11 protein-coding genes are annotated in these 17,032 nt (G+C 44.8%); 3 read left to right on the top strand and 8 right to left on the bottom strand.

The window, feature by feature from the left end:
- Positions 1 to 89 precede the first annotated feature (89 nt).
- From FKX85_RS18760 to FKX85_RS18745, 4 genes are all read right to left on the bottom strand, one after another.
- Entirely contained in the window at positions 90 to 1,868 is a 1,779-nt protein-coding gene (locus FKX85_RS18760; protein WP_141616191.1) for a RagB/SusD family nutrient uptake outer membrane protein, read from the bottom strand.
- Positions 1,869 to 1,883: 15 nt separating this feature from the next.
- On the bottom strand, positions 1,884 to 5,411 hold the full coding sequence (locus FKX85_RS18755; RefSeq protein WP_141616190.1) for a SusC/RagA family TonB-linked outer membrane protein: 3,528 nt from the start codon (positions 5,409 to 5,411) through the stop codon (positions 1,884 to 1,886).
- 117 nt (positions 5,412 to 5,528) lie between these two features.
- Positions 5,529 to 6,509, bottom strand: a complete 981-nt coding sequence (locus tag FKX85_RS18750) for a FecR family protein (protein ID WP_141616189.1) — start codon at positions 6,507 to 6,509, stop codon at positions 5,529 to 5,531.
- A gap of 111 nt (positions 6,510 to 6,620) precedes the next feature.
- Positions 6,621 to 7,202, bottom strand: coding sequence for an RNA polymerase sigma factor (locus tag FKX85_RS18745; RefSeq protein WP_141616188.1), 582 nt, complete (start codon positions 7,200 to 7,202; stop codon positions 6,621 to 6,623).
- A 300-nt stretch (positions 7,203 to 7,502) separates the two neighbouring features.
- Here FKX85_RS18745 and FKX85_RS18740 point away from each other — a divergent pair, with 300 nt between their 5' ends.
- Complete coding sequence (locus FKX85_RS18740; RefSeq protein WP_229239680.1) at positions 7,503 to 8,147, top strand: RNA polymerase sigma factor; 645 nt, start codon at positions 7,503 to 7,505, stop codon at positions 8,145 to 8,147.
- A 79-nt stretch (positions 8,148 to 8,226) separates the two neighbouring features.
- Here the strand turns inward: FKX85_RS18740 and FKX85_RS18735 are convergent, their stop codons facing one another.
- From FKX85_RS18735 to FKX85_RS18720, 4 genes are read right to left on the bottom strand one after another with little or no spacing between them, the layout of a single operon-like run.
- Positions 8,227 to 9,090, bottom strand: a complete 864-nt coding sequence (locus FKX85_RS18735; protein WP_141616186.1) for a transglutaminase family protein — start codon at positions 9,088 to 9,090, stop codon at positions 8,227 to 8,229.
- The gene (locus FKX85_RS18730) at positions 9,080 to 9,823 is read right to left on the bottom strand and encodes a peptidase (protein ID WP_141616185.1); all 744 of its coding nucleotides are present in this window, start codon (positions 9,821 to 9,823) and stop codon (positions 9,080 to 9,082) included. The genes FKX85_RS18735 and FKX85_RS18730 overlap by 11 nt, the downstream gene beginning before the upstream one ends.
- Positions 9,824 to 9,825: 2 nt before the next feature.
- Entirely contained in the window at positions 9,826 to 10,800 is a 975-nt protein-coding gene (locus tag FKX85_RS18725) for an alpha-E domain-containing protein (protein ID WP_141616184.1), read from the bottom strand.
- 10 nt (positions 10,801 to 10,810) lie between these two features.
- A complete protein-coding gene (locus tag FKX85_RS18720) occupies positions 10,811 to 12,235 on the bottom strand; it encodes a circularly permuted type 2 ATP-grasp protein (protein WP_141616183.1) in 1,425 nt (474 codons plus the stop codon).
- 320 nt (positions 12,236 to 12,555) lie between these two features.
- On the opposite strand from FKX85_RS18720, the gene FKX85_RS18715 reads away from it, so the two are divergent.
- Positions 12,556 to 13,608 carry a FecR family protein gene (locus tag FKX85_RS18715; RefSeq protein ID WP_141616182.1) on the top strand — a complete coding sequence of 351 codons (1,053 nt, stop codon included), beginning with the start codon at positions 12,556 to 12,558 and terminating at the stop codon, positions 13,606 to 13,608.
- Between the two features lie 43 nt (positions 13,609 to 13,651).
- Positions 13,652 to 17,023, top strand: a complete 3,372-nt coding sequence (locus FKX85_RS18710) for a SusC/RagA family TonB-linked outer membrane protein (RefSeq protein WP_141616181.1) — start codon at positions 13,652 to 13,654, stop codon at positions 17,021 to 17,023.
- Positions 17,024 to 17,032: the final 9 nt, after the last annotated feature.

The raw sequence follows: 17,032 nt of genomic DNA, 5'->3' as shown, positions 1-17,032 counted from the left end.
AATAATTGATTGGCTGCGGAAAACACTGGTCGACATTCCTGCCAAATACCCCTGTCAATCCGCGGCCAATTTACTGGTTATTTTTGGAATTACCAGCCTGGATTCTGTCCCAGAGCAGGATTCATCAGTAGGTCATTCTCAGGAATAGGATAGAGGTAATTTTTTTCCTCCCATTTGCGTGGCTGATGGTCCAGCCATTGGATCTCTCCTTTATTGCCTTCCTCCAGCTGCTGTGGATTGATCCCTGAGTCAAGGTTTTTGCTGACATTGATATAGGTCACCCCGTCCACTTGGCTGGATGGAAGTTGGGTGTAAAATGCCACATCAAGAATTCCATCTTCATTGAGATCTAGTGGAGTATTGAGAGCTGGTACATAGAACCCATTCCAAGGCATTTCCATTAACTCGCCTTTGTTCCATCGGACGATATCATAGAATCTGAATCCCTCCAAAACCAACTCAATGCCTCGCTCTCGTCGGATTTCCAAAAGCACAGGATCCGTGATTTCGGGAAAATAGGTTTGTTGTAAGTAAGGGTCAGACATTGTGGGCATGCTAAGGTTTCCGGTGATGCCAGCCCTTTCGCGCAGCGCTCCAATGGTCAGTATCCAATCTGCTTCAGTAAATTCACCCAGTTCTGCTCTGGCCTCGGCGTAGTTTAGCAACACCTCGGCGTAACGAAGAATACTTACGCTGTTGGTGTTTCTGTTACCTCCATCAAAATACATATCATCCAGTGTCCATTTGATAGGTTGGTAACCAGTGTAGGTATAGGAAAATATTGGAGGGGCAGGCACTACTGTACCGGCATTGACACGGGTGTAGTCGCCCATACGAATGGTTTGTTGTAGCCTTTTGTCCCTGTTTTCGGTTTCTTCCATAAAGGTCATGGTTTCATGCCCTGAAAGCTCCGTAAACGGCGTGCCATCTTCATTTAGATAAGTGCGGATAAAATCTCTTGTCAAACTCACCCTGGCACCATAAGTGGAACTGGTCCACCACCAGTTGGCATCATGAAATATGCTAAGGGAAGGGTCAATTACGACTGCCAGCATGATTTCTTGTGCCACGGGCTTTTCGCTGATAAATAGTGAGCGATAGGAAAAATCCTCTCCAGCGCTTTTGTACAGGGAGAAATTCCCATTATCCATTACTTGCTTGGCGGCTGATGCCGCTTCGTTGAGCCATTTTTCTACCGAGCTGGTCAGTTCATAATCTTCATGATATTTTCTGAAGGTTCCTTCAAAGAGACAAATACGAGATTTAATTCCCAACACTACATTTTTGGTGATAAGGCTCCGGCTTTCATCTTCCTCTTCACCGATATTGGCAATGGCATAATCCAGATCAGCCAAAACAGAGTCCATTACCAACGTCCTCGGATCACGGCCGTCAAATAGCGCGGGGTCATCTACGGACATGGGAGTATTGATCCAAGGCACGTCACCGAAGCGTTTTACTTTTTCGAAGTAGAAGAAAGCCCTAAAGAAGCGGGCAAGGGCGTTAAAATGATCCCTGGTTTCTTTGCCTACTTCTTCACTGTTGTTGTTTTCTAGGAAGTAATTAATATTCCGAAGGTCTTCCCAATTCCATCCGCTACTTTGTGAAGGGTTGAAGTTGCCCGGTCTTATAAAATCCGGCACCTGTGTCCGGGCAGCATAGTCTGCCATTTCATCACCAGAATGGATGTTTCTGGCTGTGGGCAGGGCATTATAGAAGGAGTTTGCATATAAGTTCAGGCCATTTTCACTGTTAAAGACAGCGCTTTTTGAAGTAGTGGCCTCAGGATATTGGTCCAGCTCGGCGCAGCCAGCTGCGACCACACTTGCTAGGGCAATGGATCCAAATAGTTTTTTGATATTTCTCATTGATTCAGGTCGTTTTTAGAAGGTAATAGATAGTCCAAGGGTAACACTCTTAAGAATAGGGTAGTTGTTTCCGTTGCCAGAAGTACCGGAGGTAAGGACGAGATCAGACGGGCCGGTGTTTTCTACATCCAGGTTTTTGGTGACCTTGTAAAGTGGCGACCAGGTCAACAGGTTTTCACCAGAGAGATAAACCCGGGCTGCGCTCATCTTGTATTTAGAAGCGACATGCTTGGGAAGGTTATAACCGATCTGGATGTTTTTCATCCTCAGGTAAGCTATGCTTTGCAAATACCTGGTCTGTACAGATGATAATGAGCGATTGTTACCGATGGAGGTATAGCCGCGGTATCTTGGGAAATAAGCATCCGGATTATCCTCTGACCAGATATTGCCCAGCATGGATTTTGGCACGTCGTTGTACGGACGGTTGTATTGGCCCCAGAATAATCCAGCTTCTCCACCTGGCCACCAATCTCTCTTGGCTACGCCTTGGAAGAAGGTGTTAAGGAAAAAGTTGTTCCAACTCAGGTCAATGTTAAATCCATAGGTGTAGCGAGGAGCGGAGTTACCGATGATTTTTTGGTCGCCGGGATTGGCTACGGTGTTAAGGCCCTTGTTGATCACACCGTCATTGTTCAGGTCTTGGAATTTAATGTCCCCTGGCAGTGTGGTTCGGCTTGTGGAGGATTGAATATAGTTTTGGTCAGCATGGGAATTGATGTCTTCCATGGATTCAAACAGTCCTTCGGTGACATACCCCCAAATTTCACCTACTTTCATGCCTTCATAATAGTCGGTGAGCTGTTTGTTTTCATTATTATATTTGGTGATAGTGGAGTTATAATCCGCCATAAAGAACTTCACGTTGTAATTAAGGGGTTTGGAGGCAACATTGATTTGATCCCTCCATGCAATGACAAATTCCCACCCTTTAGTGCGCAAGTCAGCGTAATTTCCTTTTGGTACCACTGTTCCAAACACTGCAGGCAAGGACTTGCCCACCGTAAACATGTCCGTGGTATTTCTAATGTAGGCGTCACCCGTAAATGTCAAACGGTTACTTAACATGCCCAAGTCGATACCGATATTAGCAGTAGTGGAGGTTTCCCAGGTCAAGCCATCGGGGAGTACACCGGGCTGATTAGTGTATTGCGGCTTGACGCCATTGAGTACTCTGCCCGATTGGGAGATTGAAAACAACTCTTGGAAGGCGTAAGAATTGATATTGCCATTTCCTAGTGAACCATAGGAACCACGAATCTTAAAATCTGAAATTGCGGTTTCAGGTACATTGAAGAAAGATTCGTCAGATACCCTCCAGCCTGCTGAGAAGGAAGGAAAGAAGGCATAACGCTGATCCTCGGGAAATTTGGAAGAGCCATCATAACGGCCGTTTACTTCCAAAAGGTACTTGCCTGCATAATTATAGTTAACCCTGAAGAAACCTCCTTGGATATCCCATCTGTCCCAGCCACCGTTGGTGGTGATGGATTGGCCAAGGGCAAGGTTGATATCTTGGGCGTCTTCGTAGATTAGACCGTTTCTTTGGGCCGTGAGGCTGTTATAAGTAGAGGTCTCGAAGTTATAGCCTACCAAGCCTTTTACACTGTGTAGCCCTTGCAGTTTTGGCTCGTATTCAGCATAGATGTTGGTGGCCATATAGCGTGTTTCCGCACGTTGGTTTCGGATGTCGTTGGTGTTGGTGCCGACATATTCAATGACCCCTTCACTTCTGCTGTAAGGTACTGGCACCCGGATTCGCTGTTCGTCGTTTTGGATATCTTGGAAAGTGAAATTTCCCCGAACACGGAAGGTATTGTCAAAGAACTGGGAATTGAAGCTAGTGATGTTTTTGATGATGCTTCGCTCAGTGTCAATACCATTTTTACCATAGTAATAATCCCCAATGGTGTAAGCTGCAGAATAGGAGAGTGTACCGTCAGGATTTAGCATAGGAGCTAAAGGATGGCCTTCATCAGCAATGTTCCGCCAGATACTTCCGCCTTCGCCGACGTTAAGCGGGTTGTGATATTGCCTGAAGGAATACTCGGTATTATTCTCTACAGTCAGCCAGTCGGTCATTTCCAAAGAACCTTTTGCCCTGAAATTGTACATTTTGAAATCATCAGCATTGTAGCGGAACAGACCTTCTTGGTCAAAGTACCTTCCCGTGATGTAATAACCCGTTTTACCATTGCTGCCGGAAAGGGAAAGGTTATGTTCCATGGCCAAGAGGCTCTTTTTGTACAATTCTCCGTAATAATCCGTGCTGCCATAGTAGATATATTCACCATTTGGCCCGGTTTCGATATCTGGTAAGCTTGGGTCTTCAGATCTTCGCTTTAATTCCGCTAAATATTCCTGTGAGAAAGGAAGCGTTTTATTGGCATTTTGGGGTGTTTGTGAGTAATCGTTCCATGCCGTCCACGCTTCGTTGAACATGCTGGCCCAGGTATAGCCGTCGGTAACCAGATCAGGAACTACCGTGGGGGACTTAATGGACCAGTTGGTGGTGTAGGAAAGGGACATCTTGTCCTTGGAGGGAGATTTGGTGGTGATGAGGATCACCCCAAAAGCACCTCTGGCACCATAAATAGAAGAGGCCGAAGCATCCTTAAGAACGGAAATGCTCTCAATATCCGAAGGGTTGATCATGGATGGATCGCCTTCTACACCATCGATCAGCACCAACGCATTGCCGCCTTGGCCGATGGAGGTCGTTCCACGAATGTTAAAGGACGGTGATTGGGTAGGTTTTCCATCTTGGATGTTGATGTTCAAGTTCGGAATTGCTCCCTGTAGCCCTTGGGCAATGTTGGGAACGGGCCGGTTTTCGAATACCTCTCCAGTGACTTGGTCCACAGCGCCTGTGAGGTTTACTTTTTTCTGGGTGCCATAGCCCACGACCACGATTTCGTCAAGCTCATTGGATTTTAGGCTGAAATTGATTGATGCTTGGCCGATGGTGGCAGTGGCCGTTTGATAGCTCAGGTAACTGGCTGTGATGGTTTTTCCCATTAGGTCTTCTGGAATATCCAAGGTCCAGTTACCATCCAAGTCAGTGGCTATTCCAATACCAGAACCCTCGATGAAGACCGATGCGCCGACGATGGGTTCTCCAGTATCCACATCGGTCACGGTTCCTGATATCTCAATGTTCACGACCACTGCCTTACTCTCCTTACTTTTTCTCAATTTTCTTACAGCAATATCTTCATTGACTTGCTTAAAACTGAGGTCAGTTTGTTTGGCGACTTCATAAAGCAGGGTTTCCAAGTCTGATGAGCCACTTAACGACACCATGGTCTCCACATCTGACAAGAAGGCATTATAGTGGAACCTGAAACTACTTTGGGCTTCTACTTGGGAGAAGAATTGCCAAAGCTCCATCTTGCTGGTGGAAAGCTCGATTCGCGTTTCGCCCATGTGCTGGGCCTTGGTCTCGTGGGCCAAAGCAAAATTGCTGAGGCAATACATGAGGGTACCGATGATTAATAAGTTCGCTGTTGACTTCAAAACAATGCGAAGTAGTTTTTTTTTCATAATTTTGATGAATAAAAGGTTTACATCCTTGCTGCTACATGGTCGAAGATGGAAGCAACAGGGATAACTAAATTGATCTTTTAGATCCGGTGAAAGGGCTAATTTCACCGGATTTTTTTATTGCCTTATGCAATTATGTGCAGTGATGATTACTTCATTTTCATTAAGGGTATAGTTGATTTTTAATGCATATTGGATGATTTCCAGAGCATTTTTCAGGGACGTGTTTTTAAATTCACCTGTAAACTTACAGGAACTGTCCATGGCACCATGAAGCTTGATGTCGGTGTTAAACCACTTGGAAAATTCATTGACTACTTCTTCCAAGGAGGCATTTTCGAAAATCAAAATGCCTTTTTGCCATTTCAAAACAGCTTCAGGAATAAAAGGCAGGGCGGGAGTGAAGCCCTTTTCGATCTCCCAGTGGGTTTGCTGGTTTTTGATCAAATTTATTTTTCGGCCATTGGTATGATTTTCAGCTACCTGTACTTTTCCGGTGAGCACTGAAACACTTGGGCTTTCCTCTGGATAGGCACTGATGTTAAAAGAGGTTCCTAGTACTGTCGTCCTTAGCCCCGCTGACTGAACTACAAATGGTTTGGCAGGATTTCTTTTGACTTCAAAATAAGCTTCTCCGATAAGCTCGACATTTCGAATGCTGTCGAACCGCTCTGGATACGAAAAGGTAGAGCCTGTGCTTAGCCAAACCTTAGAACTGTCAGGAAGGATGAAGCTACTGACTTGTCCCCGTTTATTGGTGACCGTGATCGTTTTAGCTGGGGGAATAATTTCCTCGTCCTGTGCCCAATACTGTAAGCCTATGATCGTGGCCACAAACAAGCTGGCGGCTATTTTTATGCTACCAGACCATGTGATCCAGCGCCTGTTCGGTGAATGATCTGTTTTCTTAATGGATGTATTTGTCTGGATGTATTTCCAGGCTTTTTGTTTTCGCTCCACCAGCTCGGCCTCCGTTAGGGAAGGTGCATCCTTTTGTTTTTCATCATACCATTGGTTCAGCTCTTGCAGTTCATCCGCTTCAATGGTTTTGCTGAAGAGTTTATCAATGAGTTTTTTCCAGTATTGGTGAACGGTCATAATTTCTCCTTTTCACTTTTATGAGTCAAAAGGAGACCGTAGCATCTACGGGAAAATGGTTATGAAATTATTAATGATACCGATGCGTGCTTAATGTTTTGGTAACAGAACCTAATGAAAGAAGATGGCCAGCAGGACAATCAAAGTGACATCTTCTGTCAGTTGTTCTCTAAACACTTCACGGGCTCTTGCCAGTTGGTTACGGACGGTGGAAGTGGAGATCTTGAAGTTAGTGGCAATTTCCTCCACTGACATTTGCTGGAAGCTGCTCATTTCAAAAATTGCCTTGCACCGTGGAGGAAGGGAGGTGGTGATTTTACTAATTTTATGATAAAGCTCATTAAATTCCATGATCGAAAAGCCATGTTCTTCATGGTACGGTTCTTCCAAAAAATCACCCTTTGTGCTTTCCTTACCTTGTTTTGCCAAGTGTTTAAAGAAACCGTATTTGAGCATAGTGGCCAGGTAAGCACTGAATGTAGATTTAACCTGGATGGTCTTTCTATATTTCCAAAGGTTGATAAAAACCTCCTGGGTCAGGTCCTGTGCCAAATCGGGGCATTTGGACTTCATAATAGCAAGATGGTATAGCTCATCCCAATAATGATCAAAGATGGTATTAAAAGCCCTTTGATCATTATGTGATGCCATCAATCGTAAAAGTTCGGTATCACTTGACCTGCTGTTTGCCATGGGAAGTTATTTATTCCAAAAGTAGAGCTAAGAATCTCTCATTATTCAATTTTTCAATTAAGAAAAAGTTAAGTAATCTGACAATTTACTGATTTTTTTAAATTTCAGTGGCTAGACTTGAAATACTATTTATAACGATAAATATGCTTTTAGTGTGTTGCTAAAATGGTTTAGTTATTTTGTTGTTAATGACAGAATTCTTATATTTGATAAAATGGTAGGGCAATTAGAGAAGAAGACACCTTGTTGCCACTAATAACCAAGATACCCAAAATGACCCTTTCCGAATCCATAAAACCAATGAAGGAAGCTCTTGCAGCTTCTAATAAGCATCCAATGGGTGAAACCATTGAGGATAAATCTTCTGAGTCCGCACTGTGGGTGGCTTTTCTGCAGGGAAGTGATTCGGCACTGGCGAAGATTTTTGAGCAATATGCCCATAAACTTTTTAACTATGGGAGACAGTTTACCAAAGACACCGAAATCATCAATGATGCCGTCCAAGATGTGTTTTACCAGGTTATTAGGAGTAAGCACAAACTGGGAATGGCCCAATCTATAAAATATTACCTTTTTAGTAGCTTTAGAAGAAGGCTTTTACGATTGATCAAGCAGCGAAAACGCGTGGTGCTGGGTGACGATTTTGAGAAAACACATGGGTTTCAACTGCGTGTGGATCCTGATTACCATTCCATTAGCACCCAATTCACCGTGGACCAACGAAAAATCCTGGAGGAGGCTTGTAATCGACTTCCCGTAAGACAGCGGGAGATTTTGGCCCTGTATTTTTTCGAAGGGCTTTCATATAAGGAAATTGCCCATATCATGGAGTTTTCCCAGGTTAAATCTGCCCGAAAATTACTTTATAGAACGCTGGACAGCCTGCATGGTATGTTGGAGAAGCACAAAGATATCCTTCGAATGTTTTTCGTATTTGTGAGTTAGGAGCTTTAAAAGGTGATAGCATTAGCATGTTTCTGCCCCACTACATACTGAATAATGACATTATCAGCTCCTTTTCCTGCTAAATCTCTTTTATCTCGACACTACTTTCTAGGGTTGAAGAAAAGTTGCCGACATAGGAACCATTTACTGGTAAGGTCAGGTGTGGGAGATAACTGGCAGCCAATGGGATATAGCCCACGCCAGTCAGTAGTCCTAAGCTTGGGTCAAGCCCGATCCACCCGGCACCTGGGCAATATGCTTCTACCCAAGCGTGTAGCTCGTGATTTTCTTCAAGATCGGGGTTGTAGGCATAGCCACTGACAAACCTGCTGGCGATTCCTTCTCCTCTGAGAATGGAGATAAGGAGCCATGCCAAGTCGCGGCAAGAACCTTGCTTTTCTGAAAGCGTCTTTTCAGAGGGCCAGATCCCCGGATCCTCTCGGATGATATGGCTGCACAAGCCATGAATATGGGCAGTGATTTTTACGAGAAAATCTACCGCATTTATACTGTCTCGCTTGAACTGGTGGGCAAGGTCACTGATGTTGGTAGTGGTGGCATTGGCTAAAAACGGATGCAGGTAAAATCGCTTTTCCTCATCATAGCAAAAGGTTAATTCGCCTGCTTCATTTCGGTTTTCAAAACTCTTATCGATGATAAATTCAAAAGGATTTACGGGAAAAACAGTCAGTTCCATTTGGGTGTTGATCTCAAATTTTTCCACTTCCTGATCAAACCAGACCTGCTGAAACAAATTTCCTTCCATATCCAGCCGCTGATTTATTCCCTCTGGGGTTGGCGAAAAACTGGTGTTTACTGAATGTACCTGAAAGTACCTCCTGATCGAAGGAGAAAGTAAAATCTTCTGTGGATTGAGTTTTACCTTTCCTCCATACGTGTAACAGGTCTTATGATGGATTTGCAGACGCTTTTCAGTGTTCATCTATTGGGTATTCGTTAGCCTGAAAGGCTTGGTTTAACACGTCAGCAGGGAGCTCGGAAACAGCGTTTTTTAGCCTGCTATTCCAGAATTCTGAGATATGTATCAGTTCATTTTGTTCGAAGCGGTGTTCTTTGATATAAAACCCATGGTTTTCTAATGTTACCGTATCAATGGGGAAGTCCACATCATTAGCGGATATTCTGGTAGCATCGAAAGCCAGAAAGGCACTTTTCATTGCAAATTCCAGGCTCTCATCATACGTGATCGATCTGCGCAGCACAGGGTTGCCAAAGCCTGTATTACCTATGATCACAAAAGGGGTACCGCTTTTGATCTCTATCCAGTTTCCTTGCGGATAGAGTAGGTATAGCATTGGTTCTGCGTCGTCCTGAAGCTGGCCACCGATGATAGCGTGAAGGTTAAAGTCAAGTCCAGAATTTTCCAGGTATTCTTTGTCCTCTTTTGCTACCCGTTTTATTTGGTTGCCCAGCTCATTCACGGTTTTATAGAGCTTGTTGAACTTATCATCCTGCTGCTCGATGACTTCAGTAAAGTAAGTGATGGCCTTGTCACGTACCGATCGAAGACCGGAAGTCATCACGAAGAAAGTATGTTTGTTCTTGTTGACTACATATACTTTTTTAGACGTAGTGGTTTCATTTCCAGAGGTGATGCGGGTGTCAGAAAGTCCCACGATTCCATGTTTCGTTTTTATACCTAAGCAAAAGGTCATTCTTATTGTTGGTTTTGAGTAAAGGGCGTTTGTCTTATCTGGAAGAAATTTAACTGAATTTCTGTTGAAATTATATTTATTTTTTGTTGAATTTCATCGATGGATTCATGCAGACCACCATTGATGATATCGTTAATATCACTAAATGCCAGTTTTGATCGTAATGCACCCAGTTCTTTTTCGGCACCGTTTTTAAATTCGTGGGTTTTGGAATCTGAAATCATGTGTAGACAGTCTTCCGCTTCTTTGAGGCAGAAGTAAACAGAGCGGGGAAACTGTCTGTTGAATATTAGGAATTCAAGGACCCCGCCTGCATCGATGATGCCGTACATACGGCGATAGGTATTGAATGCGGAGACGGATTTCAGCAGTGCAGTCCAATGGAGAAAATCCAAGGGGCTTCCCACTTCCTGTGGGGTGGGAAGCAGCATATGATACTTGACATCCAGTATCCGGCTGGTCTTGTCCGCCCTTTCGAGGTACATTCCCAGCGTTCTGAAATACCAGCCTTCTGTCCGTGCCACGGTACTGTCTGCCAGTCCATAGAGTAATTGGGTGCTGTGCTTGATGTGTTCAAAGAAGCTTCTGGGATCTTTTTTGTCCCATATTTTCCGTTCAGTGGTCTGGTTCAGAACATGGTAGAGTTCATTGATCTTTTCCCAGGTTTCCTTACTGAGGTTTTCACGGATGATACGGGCATTTTCCCGCGCATAGGTGACCGTACTAAGGATGGAATTGGGGTTGGATTTGTCCAGTGTCATAAAGTGGATCACCGACCGCCTGTCAAAGTCCTCATGTGTTTTGGAGTAGAGTTCCAAGTCACCCGTGGCCAGAATCAGTGGCTCCCATTGGGCTTTCATCCCGGGAGGCAAGTCAAGCATAAGGTTAAAGTTAACATCAATAAAACGGGCATAATTTTCCGCCCGCTCCAGGTATCTTCCCAGCCAGTAAATAGAATTTGCAACGCGACTTAACATAGTAGATTTTTTAATAAAGTACCCAAGTATCTTTGCTTCCACCTCCCTGTGAACTGTTTACCACCAGGGATCCCTTTTTTAAGGCTACTCTGGACAGTGCCCCTGGCACTACGTCGATTTGATCGCCGTAGAGAATATAAGGACGTAGGTCCACGTGCCTGCACTCCACGGTGTCTTCGATCAGTGTGGGGACGGTGGACAGCGACAGGGTGGGCTGTGCTATATAGTTGGATGGATTGTCAGTGATGAGTTTTCTGAATTTTTCGTGTTCCTCAGGAGTTGCCTTGGGACCGATCAGCATACCGTAACCGCCGGCAGCGTTCGTTTCTTTTACCACTAGCTCTTCGATATGGTCCAGCACGTACTGTCGCTCTTCGGGTCTTCTGCACAAGTAAGTGGGCACATTTTTCAGGATGGGCTCCTCATTCAGGTAATACTTGATAATATCGGGCACATAAGCGTAAACGGCCTTATCATCGGCTACGCCTGTTCCCGGAGCATTGGCCAGGGCGATATTTCCTGCTTTGAAGGCTTCAAAGATCCCGGTGACCCCTAACATGCTGTCAGGATTAAAAACGAGCGGATCCAAAAAAGTATCGTCTATTCTACGGTAGATCACATCGATGGGCTCAAAGCCCTTGGTGGTCTGCATATAAACTTTTTTGTCCTTTACGATCAGGTCTTCACCAGTGACCAGTTCCGCGCCCATCTGCAAGGCCAGGTACGAATGCTCATAATAGGCAGAATTGTAGATCCCGGGGGTCAATACACCCACCACCGGTTTTTCCTTGTCACTCAGGTGCTGCAGCATTTCCAGCAGACGGGCCGGGTAGTTGGAGACGGGCATTACCCCGGACTTGTTCAGAACATTGGGAAATGCCTTTTTGATGATTTCCCGGCTTTCCAGCATGTAGGAAACCCCAGAAGGGCACCGAAGGTTGTCTTCCAGTACAAAGTACTCCCCGTTCTTGTCACGGATCAGGTCTGTGCCGGTTATGTGGCACCAAATTCCCTTTGGTGGTGTAACACCCATACAAGGTTTCAAGAAGTCCTTGCTGTTCTCGATAAGATCTCGTGGCACGATGCCATCATTAAGAATGTTCTGATCATTGTAAATGTCCTGAATGAAGTGATTCAGAGCATTGATGCGCTGTTTCAGACCCGCTTCCAGCTGGAGCCATTCCGTGTTTGGGATGATTCTGGGGATGATGTCTAGATGAAGGATTTTTTCAAGTCCTTCTTCATTGTGATAGACATTAAAAGTCATACCCATGGCCAGCTGTGTCTTGTTCGCTGAGAACTGCAGCTGCTTGAGTTTTTTGGGGTGGGTCTTGATTAGAAGTTTTTCAAAAGGACGATAATGGGGTCTACAGGAACCATCTTCCTGAAACATCTCATCATAAAGCCCCGTACATTGGTAATTGCTTAAATCCATAAATGAATTGGTTGAGTTGGTAAAAAATGGACTTATAATTTAACTAAAATTAAATAAAAATCAAAATTTATTTCGCTTTTTATAATTATGAGGGGGTGTTTTTTAATTTTTATTTCGATTCTCGTGGTGATTGTTTGGTTTTATATGTGTTTGTTACTTTTTATTTGTAATTTGTACTTGGTCATATATAATGGAGCCAAGTTATATGCAGGGAATTGGACATTTGTTTTTTTGATTAAAAAAGAATGAACCTGATGGGGTCACTTTATAAGGGGCGGTCTCTTTTAAAGTAGACCGTGAGTAATAAACCAAAATGTCCCATGTCAATGAGCTTTGACCCAAAAGATGAAGCAGACTTTTTAAAGCATCCGCTTTTCATAAAGTGGTTATCCAATTCCAATGAAGAATTGGACAGCTATTGGCATAATTGGGTGGAAAAGCATCCTGAAAAAAAAGAAATGCTCGTAAGGGCCAAGGATTTGGCCAAGTCTCTTTCATGGAAGGAGCAGCACCCAATGCCGCAGGAGGACTTCAGCCGGATCAAAGACAACCTGCTCCTATATCACGTTAAACAAGAGCAGTATAAGGAAATCGATAACAGTCATTTCAGGTATCCAAACCGGGTGATAAAATGGTGGCTGCCCATGGCTGCGGCACTGGTGGTGATGGGCTTTTTTATGTTGAGCTATTTCCAGATAGGACAAACGGAGCCAAGTGAAGATGTCCCGGTCTCGGATTGGATTGTGAGGAAAGTCCCCAAGGGAATGAAAAAGGTATTTCGACTGCCTGATGGTTCCCAAGTGACGGTAAATTCGGACAGTGAGATCCGGTTTCCTTCCAGTTTCGGAGAAGTGCGCACGGTGAAGTTGGATGGCCAAGCATTTTTTGAAGTGGTCAAGAATCCTGGTAAGCCTTTTATAGTACAAAGTGGCCAATTGAAAACCACTGTACTGGGGACCTCCTTTGACATTGGGGCATATCCAGAAGACGAAGGCTTTCATGTGGCGGTAGTGACCGGAAAGGTAAAAGTAGCCACTGACAATGGTGTATCGGCCACAGTATTTCCTGATGAAGCGACCTTTTTTGATTTGAGAGACCTGTCTCTCACGAAAGGAACGTATGATTATGATCAGCTGATCGGCTGGAAAGAGCGTATCCTGAAGTTTCGGGAAGAATCCTATAAGCAGGTTTTTGACCGTCTTTCAAGGTGGTACAATGTGGAGTTTGAATTGGCGGCAGGAGTGAAGTTTCCTGGGAAATATAGCGGAGAATTTAAAAATGAAAGCTTGGAAAATGTATTAAAAGGCATGGAATACTCATTGAATTTTGATTATGAAATGAAAAATGGAAAAGTAAATATCAGCAATAAGTAAACGACATAACGTCGAATAACATTAACTAAATAATCCCAAAATAATGAAACAAAAACTACTCGTTTTCAGGAAAAAGCTGCTGATGCGGTGTTTGTTCCTCTTGATGTGTATGACAGGAGGACTGGCCCATCAGCAAACTTTCGGAAGCCAGCAGAAAGACCTAGAAAGTGTCTTCGTTACCTTTGCGCTGGAGGATGCCCCGGTGGAAAAGGTGCTTCGTGCCATCGAACAAAAAACGGATTTTAGGTTCGCTTTTGACTTGGATCAAGTGAGGAATACTCCTCTGGTGAGCATTTCAGTGAAAGAGCAATCTTTACTATCCGTTTTGGAAGACATATCTTCCAAAACACACCTGAAATTCAAACAGATCAACAGCACCATTCACGTGTCCAAAGCCTCATCAAAGGCCCAAAAAGCTGAAGGCCCTTCCCAATTGGCATTCATTCAGGTGACCGGAAAGGTCTTGGACGATACGGGAGAGCCACTTCCTGGGGCTTCGGTGGTCGTCGAAGGAGAGCCTAGCAAGGGGACGGTGACCGACATTGATGGTAATTATTCCATTGAAGCTGCTGAAGGAGCCACATTGGTGTTTTCCTATATTGGATTCGAATCCAAGAAAGTAGTGGTAGGCTCGCAGTCCACCATCAATGTGACCCTGACCATGAGCACTTCATCACTGGAAGAAGTGGTAGTAGTGGGCTATGGCACCCAGAAGAAGCTCAGTGTGGTAGGGGCCGTGGACCAAGTAGGCCAAGAAAAGCTGGAAGGCAGACCAGTGGCCACCATGAGCCAAGCCTTACAAGGCGTATCGGCCAACTTGATCGTGCAACAACGAAATTCAGAACCTGGAGCAGGAATCAACCTGAATATCCGTGGTATCAGCACATTGGGCGATAATAGCCCCCTAATCGTCATCGATGGGGTCATTGGTGGAGACATCAACTTGCTGAATCCCTCGGACATCGAAAGTGTCTCTGTGCTGAAAGACGCCGGTAGTGCAGCGATTTATGGCTCCAGGGCCAATAATGGCGTCGTGCTGATCACGACCAAGCAGGGCAAGAAAAATAGCCGCCCAAAAGTCACTTACAATGGCCTTGTGGGTGTCAATACCCCGCAGTTTTTTACCCAACCGGTACACGGTTATCAGAATGCCATGCTGCGCAATGAGTCCGCTTTCAATGCGGGCAGGAGTGAAGCGGTGTTTAGCCCTGAAGAAATCCGTCAAATAAGGGAGAACGGGGATACGGAGTGGTTTGCGAAGGAGATTTTTAAGAATGCACTTCAGCAAAACCATAACCTTTCGGTCTCAGGCGGCGGAGAAAACTCGACCTATTTGGTGTCGGCAGGTTACACCGATCAGCGCAGCAATTTTGTGGGACCTGAAAAAGGCTACACACGGTATAATTTCCGCATGAACCTTACCAATGAATTTGGAAGGTTCAAGATGAGCTCAAGATTGGCCTACACGAGAAGGTTAATCAAGGACCACAGCTTCTCCAGCGGAACATTGATGGCCGATGCCAACAGGGTACCGTTATACTATAACCAAAAAGATTCCTTGGGAAGGTACCTGACCAATGATATTCTACAACAATTCAATCCTTTGGGAATTCTGGAAAAAGGTGGCTTTAGAGAACACATAGATGATAATGTCTTTGGCAACATCAGTGGTGAGTTGAAGTTGACCAATGACTTGAAGATGCGTGGAGTTTTTGGCTTTAATATGTATTCCAATAATATGTATGCCAGGACCATGCAGGTAGATTTTTACCCAAGAGGTATTTATGGGGGAGACCGAAATACCACGGATGAGAGCAGAAAAGGCCTGGACCTTAACTCCCAGCTGATGCTGCAGTATAATAAGGTATTTGCTGAGCGCCACGAAGTGAATGCCCTGCTAGGGGTATCCAATGAAAATCACGGTGACCGGGGTGTAGGTATCTACAAGCGATTTACAGATCCTGAGCTGGGCACGCCCATTACAGAGACTATTATTAATCCAGATAGCTATAACTCCAACCAAAGCTCATCAGAAAACAGTCTGAATTCCCTTTTTGGTCGTGTCTCCTATGATTTGGACAAAAAGTATTTTGCCGAATTTAGCTTTCGGTACGACGGATCTTCCAAATTCCGAGAAGACATTCGGTGGGGCTTTTTCCCGTCCGCATCAATAGGGTACCGAATCTCCGAAGAAGATTTTATGAGCAATTACCGCGATCGTTTCGGAGAGGTGAAAATCAGGTCTTCCTACGGGGTGCTAGGAAACCAGAATGTGGGAAATTACCAATACCAAACCACCTTCTTCACCTTCCAAAATGCCTATGGCTTTAACAATGCCGCTGTGGGCGGAACAGGATTTAACTATGCCAATCCCAATATCCAGTGGGAGAGAGCAGCCACGTTCAATATCGGTGCAGACTTGGACTTTTTGGACGGAGCACTGACCTTGAGCCTGGATTACTTCGATAAAGTGACTTCTGATATATTGGTGCCACCAGCTGTGCCAGGCGTGTTTGGGACTTCCCTGCCAGACTTCAACAGTGGCAAGGTAGGCAACAAGGGGTGGGAAATTACCACAACGTACCGTCACAGGGGAGACTTGTTTGAGCATACCTTCTCCTTTAACCTGGCTGATTCCAAAAACAAGGTATTGGACTTTCAGGGAGAGGAAAGACTTACCGGCTTGGAAGAGCTGCAGGTGCTGCTAAAAGAGGGCTATCCCTTTAATTCCTATGTGGGGCTGAAAAGGGACGGTTACTTCCAAAACATTGATGAAGTAGAGAGTGGCGCCAAACCAGAGGGGCTCAATGTTCAGCCTGGAGATAACCGCTACGTGGATGTCGATGGCAATGGTGTGATCAACGACGATGACAAATATGTGTTTGGTAATCCTTTTCCAAGGATGACGTTTGGATTGACTTATAATGTCCGGGTGAAAGGGTTTGACCTGAATGTATTTGCCCAAGGAGTGGGCAGTAGGTCCATGATGATCCGTGGAGAAATGGTGGAGCCTTTTCACTATAACTATGGCATGACCATGTACGAGCACCAGCTGGACTATTGGACGCCACAAAATCCGGATGCACGCTATCCCAGACTGGCCGATAATGGCAGCCAGTCAAACACCAATAACTTCCGAAGAGGATCAGACATGTATTTGTTTGATGCGGCGTACTTACGACTTAAAAATGTGCAGGTAGGCTATACCTTGCCGAAGTCACTTACTGAAAAGCTGGGCATGCAAAATTGCCGTGCTTATCTCTCGGGCCAGAACCTGTTTACCCTTTCCAAAGTGGATTTTGTGGATCCGGAATTATCGGAATTTGACAACAGTATGAGAAGTGGCGGTGCTAACAGTGCCCGTGCTTATCCTACGATGGTGTATTATGGTTTTGGATTGGACATCACCTTTTAAAGAGCTCAC

The organism is Echinicola soli (assembly GCF_006575665.1).
Taxonomy (GTDB): domain Bacteria; phylum Bacteroidota; class Bacteroidia; order Cytophagales; family Cyclobacteriaceae; genus Echinicola; species Echinicola soli.
The sequence above is the reverse complement of the archived record's forward strand: the minus strand, read 5'-3'. Positions and strand labels throughout refer to the sequence as shown.